The organism is Paenibacillus sp. FSL R10-2736 (assembly GCF_038000245.1).
Classification (GTDB): Bacteria; Bacillota; Bacilli; order Paenibacillales; family Paenibacillaceae; genus Paenibacillus_AQ; species Paenibacillus_AQ phytohabitans.
Window position 1 is genome coordinate 690526 of the sequence record NZ_JBBOBN010000001.1, and the last position, 13638, is coordinate 704163.

General features: G+C 50.4%; 5 protein-coding genes. All 5 read left to right on the top strand.

Features of this window, described 5'->3' with window-relative positions:
- Positions 1-131: 131 nt before the first annotated feature.
- The 5 genes from NSQ73_RS03155 to NSQ73_RS03175 all read left to right on the top strand — a co-directional run bounded on the left by NSQ73_RS03155 (position 132) and on the right by NSQ73_RS03175 (position 13557).
- Positions 132-2543, top strand: coding sequence for a hypothetical protein (locus tag NSQ73_RS03155; RefSeq protein ID WP_340985359.1), 2412 nt, complete (start codon positions 132-134; stop codon positions 2541-2543).
- 292 nt (positions 2544-2835) lie between these two features.
- The gene (locus NSQ73_RS03160) at positions 2836-4245 is read left to right on the top strand and encodes an ABC transporter substrate-binding protein (protein ID WP_340985360.1); all 1410 of its coding nucleotides are present in this window, start codon (positions 2836-2838) and stop codon (positions 4243-4245) included.
- A gap of 73 nt (positions 4246-4318) precedes the next feature.
- Entirely contained in the window at positions 4319-5257 is a 939-nt protein-coding gene (locus NSQ73_RS03165) for a carbohydrate ABC transporter permease (protein ID WP_231575227.1), read from the top strand.
- Entirely contained in the window at positions 5254-6123 is an 870-nt protein-coding gene (locus NSQ73_RS03170; RefSeq protein ID WP_042139908.1) for a carbohydrate ABC transporter permease, read from the top strand. Before NSQ73_RS03165 ends, NSQ73_RS03170 begins: the two co-directional genes overlap by 4 nt.
- Positions 6124-6174: 51 nt before the next feature.
- Positions 6175-13557 carry a DUF5695 domain-containing protein gene (locus NSQ73_RS03175; protein ID WP_340985361.1) on the top strand — a complete coding sequence of 2461 codons (7383 nt, stop codon included), beginning with the start codon at positions 6175-6177 and terminating at the stop codon, positions 13555-13557.
- Positions 13558-13638: the final 81 nt, after the last annotated feature.

The following is a 13638-nucleotide window of genomic DNA, read 5'->3' on the forward strand; positions in this document are numbered from 1 at the left end:
AAGAGACTGTTCACATGAAGTGGACAGTCTCTTTACCTGCAGCAGCGATAAATGGCTTGCTGGCAATTTTACACTGTGGTAATATTAACCCGAAATCTAAACGTTTAAATTAAATCGATAGGAGTGAGAACTTGAGACTGCTTCGTAATGATACGTTTGAAGTAAACCTCTCAACAGAAGGAACGGTCGAATCCCTCCGTATGACAGATGATCCCGCAAGGATGAACTGGGTAATTGATGCAGATTATGTTCAGGAGGCCGGCTACGCCCAGGAGCATAAGCCTTTTGGACAATGGACGGCAATTGTTGATGATGAACGGATTGAAAGCGCTAACCTGCAGTCCTATATTGAAGTTGCAGGTGATACATCAGCTACTGTAACTTTTGTGCATGATAAATTTAAAGTTCAATATGAATATCTGCTGAACAACAATGGAGAATGGGCATGGAAGATCCGTTGTTCAAATCCTGCTGCTGCTGCCGTAAGAATCAATGGATTTCACAGCTGGTTCTCTCTGGCCTATATCATGTTCCGTGATCGTGATGTCATGAGGAATATCAGGCATTCTTGCGCAGTATTTCCGCATATCGGCGGGGATTTCAGCAAATTTGCAGCAGTACGCAGAAGTAATGAGGCACCTCATCTGGCTATATACAGTACCGGGGAACGTGTTGCCGCCTTTGGTACATATTGCAGTTATGTCAATCGTTTTCTGGAACAGGTCTCCCCGTCACTGGATGGAATGCTCTACCACAGGTTGTCATTTATTGAGGATGGAAGCTCGCTTGAGCAGTCGGCAGACAGTGATTGGATCTATGGCGGCTACGCACCTGTCACCTTAGAGCCTTATGGCGAAAGAGAATGGTCATTTGTGTTTACAACATTTAATGGGCAGGCGGATTTCTATACTAAAGCGCTCAAGTACGGACATCCGGGCTGGACCTACTCGTCCGTTACTACTACTGAAGGGAAATTTATTGCCGAAGTAGAATTGCCGGAACAGGAAACGCTGCAGTCGGTAAAAATGTATAGCGCAACCTGTGAAGCAGGCGTTGTTAACGAGACGGATATCTCAAGTGAATTCACAATCGTTCCCGCAGCAAAATCTAATCGGTTACGCGCAGTTCTGCCGCTGAAGTCAGCGGGGGAGATCAAGCTGGTTGCTCAGCTCAGTAACGGCAAATGTGATGTGCTAATCGGCAATGTCCTCGAGCCTGTTCATAAGATTCTTGAGAGACGGGCCGAATGGTTATGTGACAACAGCTTTAATACAGCCTCAGTAACCCGTCCCTATTCATTTCTGCCTTTATCCAATCAAGGAGAATCGCTTGGTAAATTAGCTTTCATTCTGATGAAGAATCTTCTATCGCCCCCTGTACCGGCACAAGTCAGAAAAGTAGAGCTGTCTGCTTTCCTTGATCTAAAATACCATTGGTTTGAACAGGGGGATTTCCTGCATCCCAAACCGCTTTACGGGTCCTTTTACCGTATATATGATTTTGACTATATCGGCCACGTGTATTATTTATTGTCCAAATTTGATCAATCATATTTATATTACGGAAGTCCGGAAATGTATCTGACTTGGGCCGCTCAGGTCATGTGTATGAGGCTGGACCCGGAGTGTCACCGGAATAAGCGTGAGCAGGAAGAATCGCAGCTTGTAGGGGTATTCATTCTGTATATTGCAGATTTGTTAGCGGACCTGAGGAAGAACGCATTAACGTATTGGCATGATAAGCTTAGCAAACTATGGTTAGCGCTGGTGGAAGGGCTGAAGCAGGGTGCGCAGGCGTATCAAGGAGCCGTGACGGAGCATTTCTATGATAATGCCGGTTTTGGACTTACCTGTGAAGCCTTATGCCTGGCTGGTTTAACCGATGAAGCTGAACGGTATGCCCCGCTGATTATTGCCAATATTGGATTCAGCAATGATTATAGAGCCAATGCTCCGGACCGCTGGTGGGAGGCCTTATCCTTCATGACGCATTCGTTATGGGGAGGATTGGTAGCGGGTGCCGCCCGGTCTTCTTATGAAACGATTGGAGATGCACGCCTGCTGGAAGCCGGTTACCGGGCAACAATGGCGATGTTTAACTGCTATGATTGGAATGTACATTCAACAACCCGCAAGCTTAAGCCCGGTGAGGCAGCTTCTACGTATAGCATTGCCGCCCCGAATTTAAATATGCCGGAGCTTTCCCGTAACCGCTTTGGCCAATCCATATTTAAGAAGTCGAGTGATCCGTTATTCAGCAGTCTGTTCTCCAATATTGAAGGGGACGACTGGGATATGGGAGAGGAGCTCGTCGCATATCTGCTCGGCTTTGGCTCAACCACCTATCTGTACACAGATAGCGAAGGAGAGCTGCGATGTGTAAATGGGTTGATTGAGCCGGCAGAGAAGGGCTGGGAGATTACAAGCTATGCTGCATATCCGGCCAGATATGTGATGTTGGATCAAGGGCAGTCATTCGTTTCAACGGCAGGGGAAAGCCTCAAGAGTGTATTGTTTACCGGGGGGAAGTTTGAACGAGCATAAATTTAAACGTTTAACTTAATACACTGATTGAAAATTCATAAATATAGGTTGAAATAGTCGTTTTTCAATCTAAACTACGGGTGATATAATAAAGTAAGCGCTTCCTTAAAAGGCTAGCTTTAAAATAAACTGGCGTTATTTATACGGTGAGTGGTTAACAGCATGAAGAATGTCTTGAAAAGTCACTTTATTCGAATGGTTTTAGACTTTATGTTAAACGTTTAACTTTAAAGCCCGGGTTAAATGGATAGACATACAAATTCAAGCTAATTTCGAAGGGAGATCAGAGGCTATGAGAACAGGAAGGAAACTTGGGGCAGGTCTTATCCTGACTGCACTATTAGTAGGTGCAGCTGGATGCGGGGGCAATGAGGCTAATACAGACAATAACACAAGCACATCGTCACCCGGATCAGAAACTACCAAAGCACCTGAAGCATCTGCCGAAAAGGTCAAAATTATTTACTCCATGTGGGGCAGCGCAGCTGAAGGGAATACAACCCAGGCGGTGGCAGACCGGTTCAATGCTTCCCAGGATAAAATTGAAGTGGAGGTGCAGGCGATTCCCTGGGAGAACTACATGACAAAATTGAATACGCTCGCAACAGCCGGACAGCTGCCGGATACAGGGATGCTGAAGGAGGACGGAGTCATTCAATGGTCCTCTGAAGGGATGCTGAATGATGTAAGCGCCATGTACGAGGGAAGCGACAGCAAGCCGCTGGACAGCCTGGCCTACAAATATCAGGGCAAGCCCGTAGCCTATGCGGCGGCCAATGAAATTCTCCTGCTCTACTATAATAAAGACATGTTCGATAAAGCGAACGTACCGTATCCTCCATCTGCACTGGATCAGGCTTGGACATGGGATCAATTCGTAGATGCCGCGAAGAAGCTGACGAATGATAAGAACGGCAAGCATCCCGGCGAGGATGGCTTCAATGCACAGAGCATCGTCCAGTTTGGGGCTTCTGTGGAGAATCTTCCGTGGCAGCTGGAAGCCTGGACACTCAGTAATGGCGGGGGCTTCTACTCCGAAGATGGTACAGAGGTTAAGGTCGGGGAGGATGCAAGCATTGAAGCTATTCAACGGGTGGCTGATCTGTACCTGAAGGATCATGTTGCCCCGTTGTCCGTCGGACAGACCGATGATGGAATCCAGCGCACGATTATTGCCGGTACTGTTGCTATGGCAACTAATGGCCAATGGAATGTAGGAACCAGCCTGAATACGGCAAAAGAAGAAGGACTGAACTATGGCGTAGCTGTACTGCCATATATGAAGGATAAAATCACCATCAGCACAGGCGGTGCCAATGTGGTATTCTCCCAAACCAAACATCCCAAAGAAGCGATGGAATGGCTGAAATGGTACAACTCCGAAGAAAACAACTGGGAACTCATCTCTTCAGGTATTTGGATGCCAACGCTGGATAAATGGTATAAGGATGAAGCACTTACCCGCAAATGGGTAGAGAATCCGAACTTCCCTCCGTATGACGAATATAAGTCAGCCGTTGTCGATTATGCGCAGTCTCCTGCCGCGCGACCTGCTGCATGGTTCTATACGAACTATACAACGGACTTTAATACGCTGCTCGGATCCATATTGGGAGATGTCTGGACCGGTAAGACCACGGCCAAGGATGCGATCTCCAAGAATCTGGAGGCTTTGAAGGCGGCTCATACAGGCAATCAATAATAGGGCAGGGGGATAACCGCCGGTATTCTGGAAGCGGTGGTTATCCCCCTAACCATGAGGTGGGGAGCAAGGTATGGAAACGATTAAGATGAAAACTATTAATCCACTGCAGAAGCGGCGTTCCCGGATTTTTTCAGCCGAGGCGCGTGTTGCTTATATCTGTTTGATTCCTGCTTTTCTGGGATTAATCTTCCTGACGTATTTGCCGCTTGTCGGTGTGCTGGGCATCAGTTTGACGAATTGGACCGGACTCAAGAGCCCTGTGTTCATTGGCTTGGATAATTACATCAAAATTTTCACTACCGATCCTTACATTAAAGACTCGATTATCTCGACGATCTATTTTGCAGCGCTATCTGTAACCGGAAGCATGATTTATTCCCTGTTTATTGCGCTGCTGCTGAACCGGAAAATTCCGGCGAGGGGATTTTTCAGAGCTGTGTTCTATGTGCCTTATGTGCTGCCGGCTGCAGCGATTTACGTAGGATGGTCTTGGCTGTACGAGGGGAATTTCGGATTCTTTAACTATGTCCTCTCTGAGCTGGGACTGAACAAAATTCTGTTTATCGCTGATTCCAGCTTTGTCGTCCCTTCTCTCTCCCTGATCTCAGTCTGGCTGGCGGGGAACCTGATTGTTATCTTTCTGGCGGGGCTGCAGAACGTTCCGGTGGTCTACCATGAAGCAGCGGAAATGGACGGTGCGGGCGGATGGCACCGCTTCCGGCACATTACCATTCCGTGTATGACACCGATTATTTTCTACAACCTGTTGATGTGCCTGATCGCCAACCTTCAAGTTGTAACACCTGCGCTGGCGTTAACGAATGGCGGCCCGGGCAACTCTTCGCGGTTCCTGACCTATCTGATGTATGATCAGGCATTTGTAAATTACAGGCTGGGTTATGCCTGCGCAACAACCCTGATTATTTTTGCCATACTGGCTGTCTTTACTACGGTGTTGTTTAAGACCTCGGGCCGGTGGATCTACAATGAAGGAGGCGATGACAAATGAGCACAGCGGCATACGGCAGACTTAGAAGCAGGAAACGCAGAGACAGAACCCTGAACATTATAACTTTTGCCATCGTCATCCTTTTCGCCATCCTGGCTATCTTCCCGATCTGGTGGATTTTCCGCACATCGCTTATGACGAACGCTGAGATCTACAAATATCCGCCTTCGCTGATCCCGGACAACTGGCTGTTCTCCAATTATGAGAAGACCCTGCAGGTATTTAAATTCTGGAAGTACCTATGGAATACGATGGTGATTATCGTCCCTTCCTGTCTGGCAGGTACATTTACGGCTACGCTCTGCGGATATGCCTTTGCAAGACTGCGTTTTCGCGGCAAAAACCTGATCTGGGCACTATGTGTGGGGTCCATGCTGCTGCCTGCGATGGTTACGCTTATTCCCCTCTATATCGGCTGGACGCGGGGGCTGGGCTTCAGTGACAGTTATTGGCCTTTGATACTTCCGTATTTCTGCGGCGGCGGTGCGTTCAATATCTTCCTGATCCGCCAGTTTATCATGTCGATCCCGCGGGAGCTTGATCAAGCAGCAACCATAGACGGTGCCGGATATTTCCGCATCCTGTTCAATATCATCATGCCTGCCATCAAGCCGGCTATGATCGTCGTCGCGTTGTTTATCTTCATCACACTATGGAATGATCTCCTCCAGCAGATGATTTATATTAATTCAAGCGATAAATATACGATAGCCCTTGGACTTACCAATTTCCGGGGCCAGTTGAAGAGCGACTGGTCGTTAACGATGGCTGCAACCTGCTTATCCTTCGCTCCGGGCGTCATTTTCTACTTAATCGGTCAAAGGTATTTCGTAGAGGGCATTACCCTTACCGGCTTAAAGAATTAGTCCGTTCCCCTTATACAAAGGATTGTTAATACGACATGTATACAGGAGGTTATGATGACCATCATTTCTAAGAAAATGAGGCCGCTGGCGATCGCGCTGCTGCTGGTCTTTCAAACGCTGCCTCTGGAGGTTAGTGCTTCGCCTTCGGCTTCGGTGACCGCAGTAAAGAATGAAATCTCCAATGCCAGCCTGTCTGCCAAAGTCGGAGATCTGGGACAAATTGAGGAGCTGTATATTAACAATAACCCTGCCAATAAACAGGGGGAACCGATCAATTTCGTGCTCCCTAACACTACATCGCCGCAAAATGGGATCCAGCACCAGTGGATGGGTGAAATGCTCTTTTCATACCGTACCGGTGCCAGTGAAGTATTTCCTGATAACAGGGACGGCTTCGTAGAAGTAGACACCAATAAAACACTGGCCGCCGGGGGATCTACGCAATATTCGGCCATCAATCCGGATAACCCCTATATAGACAAAACGGCTTCAGCAGACGGGAAAAGGGTCGAAGTCAATTATATCGGACAGAACCTGGACTCTACCGCCCAGCGGGTGATGAAAGGCTTCGATGTGAAGTCTGTCTTCGATATGGAGACGGATGACGGTTCATTGCTATGGGAAATTACCGTGAAGAACAAGAGCGGCCAGTATATCGAATTCGGGGATATCGGCTTGCCTATGCCATGGAATAATAAATACCAGACCTTATCAGATACCTATGATGACCGTGTGACTGTGCATAATTTCGCTGGCGCCGACAGCGGGTATTCCTATGCTATCCGCACCAGCGGGGAAGGGAATTTCATGCTGTTCACCCCGGTGCCGGATAGCGGCGCGCGCATCGAGTATGTAGATTATTGGATGCATGAAGCAGGAGAACAGCGTGCTGCGGATACATTCGCGAACTGGACAGGCGACAGCGGCGGCTGGTATCCGGGGCTGAATGTTCTGTATATCCACTCCAAGGACATCCAGAAAACCGGCCGCGGATACTTCACCGATGCTTCCAGCCTGGTGCTGGGACCGGATGAGGAGAAGACGTATAAGTTCAAATTCTCAGCGGTACGGGCCGGCGACAACACGCCGCAGGAAAGTGCCCAAAGTTCGAATAACCGTTCAACTTCGATGGAAGACCGCGAGACTAACCTCCGGTCCATCCTGTACAAATCAGGCATCATTGATGCCGTAGCGGTGCCGGGCTTCCAGACAGCGATCAATATGCCTGTGAAGCTGGACCTGCACTATGATGACAGTATCGTTGACGTACAGTCGATCGATATTCAGAATGTGGACGAGAATGACCCGTTTGACGAAGCGCATATCCCGGATATCAAGCCCGGCAAGAGCAGGGAGGATATGGTCGATAATTCCCGGACCGGCCGCGGGCTTCCAGACGGGAATGCGGGCTACGCAGAATCGTCCCAGTTTGTGGAGACCAAGATTGTGAATGGCGAACAGCATCATATCTATTCCCTTCAGTTTGGCTCCATCGGCAATAACAGCGTGCGTGTGGAGTATAAGCTGAAGGCCGGTAATGAATGGGTGGATAAATTCACCCAGTATGAATTCAATGTTCTGGCCGAGCTGGATGCCACTTCGGAAGCCCATTCCGGGTTTATGGCCGGGCAAACACAGGACAAGGACCCGGAAAGTGCGACTTACGGCAACTACTTCGACTGGTATCTTACAAGCGGTATTGACCTGAGTACAAGCCACTGGGGAGATGACTGGAGCCATGATAACATCAACTTCATGACCATGAAGAACTACCTTGCTCCGGATGCCGATGAAATCCGCTCCATTGAGACGTACCTGATTGACTTCATGTGGGAACGGTTCATGAAGAATACGCAGGACAGTTATATCGTTGCGAACTGGCTGAAGGATTCCGGTGCGTACACCGATAAAGACAAGCCTTATACACGAACGTTCTCCGAGATCATGGAAGCGACCGGATTCTTCAATATGTACCGGATTCAGAAGGCGTATCCCAATCTGATCGAGTACCGGGAATCACCGCAGTTCTATCTGGAGAAGGCTTATAACATCTATTATAAGCGTGTTTCCACCGGAGCCATCGGCTTCTATGGCGAGCAGCAGATTCCGGATATCATTGAAGCCCTGAAAGAAGAAGGAATGCCGGCCGAGTCAGCCAATCTGCAGAAGAAGTTTGCCCTCGATAAGGGACGGAATATGACTTACGCCAATTATCCTTACGGGTCGGAATTTGAATATGATAATACCGGCGAGGAAGGGGCCTATGCTGCAGCCAAGGCGCTGCGCACCTACTACCCTGCGGACGGGCGTGCAGAAGCAGCTGAGGCAAGTATGGAAATGGCCGACTGGAAAACCCGTGCCATGCGCGGTATTCAGCCTACCTGGTTCCATTACTCTGTGCCGGTCTTCCGCGGCGGCGAAGGCTGGTGGAATTTCCAATATACGGCGTCATTAGCCGGATACATTATGGATGACTGGCTCCGCTATGAGGATGACGGCAGGTCCGTGGAGCAGACCGCGATTGCGCAGCAGCGCAACTATGCGGCGAAGCTTTCGAACTTCAATGCCGTCAACATGGGTCAGATTACGGCAGATTCTGTAGGCAGCACCTCATGGAGATATTCGATGTATAAAGGAGGCACCGGCACCAAGGACGTATACGATGGCGGCTCGCGCGTCATGCATAACGGCTGGAATGATTTTTCCGGTGAATCTGAGGAAGGCCTCTATGGCTCTTTGCTAAGCATCAGCTCCGATATTGTGACAGATCCGGTATTCGGACTGTTCGGATATGGCGCGCTGGTTACTGACGAAGGCGGCAGCTACCACATTACGCCTAAGGACGGTTTCGGTAAGCGGATCAATCTGATCGACGAGAACATCTATCTGGCTCTGGAAAGCGATAAAATTGAACGTGCAGATATTCAAAAAGACGGTAAGGGATTTACGCTGCAGCTCCTGAATCCTACCGGAAAGGAGCATGCTTCGCGGATTACGTTTGACGGATCAGGAATGGAGAATGGCTATTACAGCCTCAAGCTGAATGGCGCAGCTGCCGGGCAGTTCTATGTGAAGAGCAATAAAGGCGTGGCGATGTTCCAGATGGACAGCGCGGCGAGTGCTGAATTGACCATTGAAAAGTCAGCCGGCGGCGAGAATGAAGCTCCGCAGATTACTGCAGAGCTGGCGACGCAAACTCCGCAGGCACTGATTCCATTTATGCTGAATGGGATTGTGACCGATGACGGCGCACCGGAAGGAACACTGAACTACACATGGGAAGCCGTCAGCACGCCGGAAGGCGGCAAGCTGAGCTTCAATCATCCGAAGGCAAGCATTACACAGGCTACCGGTTCCAAAGAAGGCACGTATACGGTTAAGCTTAGTGCGAGTGACGGGCAGAAGGCCGGTTCCGGCCAAGTGACCTTCGAGCTGGCTGCACCGCCGGAGAAACAACCTCCGGCTATTGGTCAGGTGACTGCGGCCCAGGATGTTGCCAATAACAGTATTGTGGTGTTGTCCGGCGCGGCAACTCCAGATCCGGTACACAGTGCGGAAGCTGAGTCCAAGCTGACGTATACATGGGCTGTTAAGCAACAGCCGGATGGCGCAGCGGACATTTCCTTTGTAGGCGGCGACAAAGCAGTGGCTTATGCCCGTGTAAGCAAGGCAGGCACGTATGTGTTTACCTTCACTGCGGCAGACGGAGACAAGACAGCCAGCAAGGATGTAACGATTGAGATTAAGGAAGATACCGTTGATGCCTACCGGGCACTCAGTGTAGTGACCAGGAAGGATACCGCCCCGGTACTTCCCGGACAGGTGAATATTCTGTCCGGGGACGGATATAGTGAGAGGGAAATTACCTGGGAGGCAATTGATCCGGGCAGCTATGCGGGTACAGGCCAGTTCGAAGCGAAGGGTACAGTCCAAGGCAGTGAGCTGGAGGTACGGGTCACCGTATATGTCGTGAATACAGGGCTGCAGAATGCGGCACCGACAGCCAAAGCCTCTGCCAGCTTCTCCGGCGGCGACGGGTATCCGGAAGCGATGAATAACGGCATTGATCCTAAGAGCTCGGCAGATTTCTCACCGAACCGCGGTGCCCCGAACAGCGCATGGCATAACTGGGGAAGAGAAGGAGATCCGGCATGGGTGACGTATGAATGGGATCAGCCATTCCTGGCCTCTTCCATGGATGTCTATGTGTTCCAGGACGGCGGCGGAAACTTCCGTCCGAAGGATATGCAGTTAATGCTTCGCGATGAGAACGGGAAATGGTATACCCCGAGGGGCTTGAAGGGACTTGGCAACGAGCTTAATAAATACAATACAACCACCTTTGAGCCTGGCTATATTACAGGGGTCAGCATCGACATGAAGCCTTCTGTTAATGGCTCCGGTATTCTGGAATGGAAGGTATACGGATACACGGGGGCGGCAGATAAGTCAGAGCTGGTTAAGGTTTATAACTATGTAAATACATTAAATGCTGCAAACTTTATAGATCCGGGTCTTGCGCCGGTTGATGCAGCGAAGGCGGAAGCTTCCGCTGTGATCAAGAATATGAATGCCACAGCCGGGGAAATTTCCCAGGCACTTGAGAAACTGCTGGCCGATCTGCGTCTGCTCAGTCCGCGTGATGGCAATATGGCTTTCTTGGCGAATCCTTCTTCCAGTTACACCTCACCGTGGGAGAGTCTGGCTGCGGTAAATGACGGGAAGAAAGATAGCGGCAGCATCCCGCACTGGGGAACATGGGGCCACGAAGGTGCAGAGGAATGGGTGCAATATGAATGGCCGCAGGGTGCTGCCATCCAAAGCTCGAACCTGGTGCTGTGGTCTGATGCGGGCGGGATCATGAAGCCTACTAATGTTGTGTATTCCTATATCCCGCTTGATAGTGTCACCAATGAATGGGTGACAGCTGGTACGGTAACCGATGGCATCAAGGTGGTTGACCATACTCCAGGGGAATCCTCGAACCCGTATACGTTTGAATCAGTACTGGAGGTTAAGGCGCTGCGGGTTACCATGACCAAGCAATCCGCAGCAGGCGATAACGGCGTTGGCCTGTGGGAATGGGAAGTTATCCAGGCCGCATCCAATCCGGATCGTCCGGCACCGGTAACTCCCGCAGGGGTTGCACCATCTATTCTCCATGGAGATGACGGCAAGCTGACCGGTGTGACCACAGAAATGGAGTATAAGAAGGAAGGCGCCGGAGAATATACTGCAATCACTGGAACCGAGATTACGGGCCTCACCGCCGGCAAATATTATGTCCGGTATATGGAGACCGGTTCGCTGAGTGCCAGCCTGGATAAGGAAGTTATCATTCCGGAAGGGCAGATACAGGAACAGGACGCACCGGATTCAAGAGGGTGGGTGATCACGCACGCCAATTCGGATAACGGAGCAAAGGGGATCATCGAGGGCGTAAACGGCACCATGGAATACCGGAAGCTTGGCGATGAGAACTATGTGCCTGTTACCGGTACAGCTATCAGCGATCTGGAGCCTGGCAGCTATCAGATCCGGTACGCAGCGGCAGAAGGGCTGCAAGCAAGCCCGCCGGTAATTGTGGACATCCGCAATGAAGCCAAGGAAGACAGAGATACCCCATCAGCAGATGGCCTGGTGATTACGCCGCCTGCAGCGGCAGGCGGCAACGACGGGAAGATTGACAATGTGACTGCCGATATGGAATACCGCAGGGTGGATGGCGGCCTATTCATCCCGGTCAGCGGAACCAGCATTGAAGGTCTGGAAGCCGGGAGTTATGAGCTCCGGTACGCCGGGACGGATACCAGCAATCCAAGCTCTGTGATCCTGATCGTAGTTCCTGACGGAACCAAGCAGGAACAGAATCCGCCGGCCGGGACAGAGGTCAAAGGTGTGGATGTCAGTGCAAGCGGCGCTAAGGACGGCAAGATCACCGGTGTGAATCCGGCGATGGAATACCGGCAAGAGGGAGGAGACGCTGGCAGCTGGACGGCCATCACAGGTGTAGAGGTTACAGGTCTTGGCAGCGGAACCTACGAAGTGAGAATGAAGGAAACGGCAACTCATTATGCGAGTCCATCCCTTACAGTCGTCATCAGCAATCCTGCTGTAGACCCTGGACCGACTGCAACGCCGGATCCAACCCCATTGCCAACCTCTACACCAACGCCAAAACCGGCGCCTACATCTGCACCAGCGGATGCTGCAGCACCGGTCAAGACACCTTCGCCGACTCCTGTAACCATCAAAGTCGAAGGACATTTGATTAAGGTTGAGGCACCAAAGGCGGATCCGGCATCCGGTATAGCCAAAGCGGCCACAATCCGGCAGGCTGATATTAATAAGGCGCTGGAGCATGCGCAAGCAGACAGCAGGAATGTTAAGACGGTTAGAGTGGTAATACCGGAAGCAGAGGGAGCAAGTGCCTATGTGGTTGAGCTTCCCGCAGCTGCACTCACCTCGGATACAGGCGATATCAGGATAGAAGTTGTTACGGAAATCGGTACAATTATAGTGCCTTCCAATATGCTGAAGAGTGTAGGAGCGGGCGCCAAGAGTGTGGAACTGACACTTAGCCGGGCAGATACTTCCAAGCTTGATCCAGCGGCAAAAGTCATGATCGGCAGCAGGCCTGTTATTGAATGGACTGTCCAAGTGGATGGGGTGGCAGTAGCAGCCAATAACCTGAATGCACCGGCAGAGATCAGACTGCCATATGCTTCTGGTGCTGAAGAATTGGCAAACGCCAAATATTTAGCTGTATCGTATATTGATGCAAACGGAAAGCTTGTTCAGATCGACAATGCTGAATACGATGCTGCCGGGCAGGTCATGATATTTACAGCGGCAAATGCCGGTGAATATGCAATTGTGTATACCTGGAAGAGCTTCAATGATGTAATCAAGGATTCGTGGTATGCGGCAGCGGTTGAAACGATGGCGTCCAAAGGCTTCATTGAAGGGACATCTGAGGCAACCTTCAATCCCGGCAACAAGATTACAAGAAGTGAGTATCTGGCCTGGCTGGTAAGGACGCTGGAGCTTACAGCGGACTTCAACACCAGCTTCAGTGATATTCAGAATACCAACCCGTATTATAATGAAATTGGAATCGCCAAAGTGCTTGGAATCGCATTGGGCTCGAACGGCAGCTTCCAGCCGGACACGGAAATTACAAGACAGGATATGGCTGTGCTGACCATGCGGGCCTTGCGGGCAGCAGGCAGAACCCTGCAGGCCGGTACAGCTGAGGATCTCAAGAAATTTACAGATGGCTCTAATGTAGCAAAGTACGCAGCGGGCGATATGGCTGCAATGGTTAAGAGGGGCTTCGTCAACGGGCGGGGGAATGAAAGCCTGAGTCCTGGCGGGACGACAACCAGAGCAGAAGCTGCTCAGGTTCTGTATAAGATTTTTTTACAGCAGTAATATAGTTATGTAAGCGGCCTTGATTTACATCTTGTTGATTGGCAAAAGCCCGCACCCGTGGCCTAACTGGCTTGGGAGCGG

What these genes read in the sequence shown, in the direction of transcription:
- NSQ73_RS03160 (WP_340985360.1), top strand. Translation starts at nt 2,836, where the DNA reads ATGAGAACAGGAAGGAAACTTGGGGCAGGTCTTATCCTGACTGCACTA.
- NSQ73_RS03165 (WP_231575227.1), top strand. Translation starts at nt 4,319, where the DNA reads ATGGAAACGATTAAGATGAAAACTATTAATCCACTGCAGAAGCGGCGT.
- NSQ73_RS03170 (WP_042139908.1), top strand. Translation starts at nt 5,254, where the DNA reads ATGAGCACAGCGGCATACGGCAGACTTAGAAGCAGGAAACGCAGAGAC.
- NSQ73_RS03175 (WP_340985361.1), top strand. Translation starts at nt 6,175, where the DNA reads ATGATGACCATCATTTCTAAGAAAATGAGGCCGCTGGCGATCGCGCTG.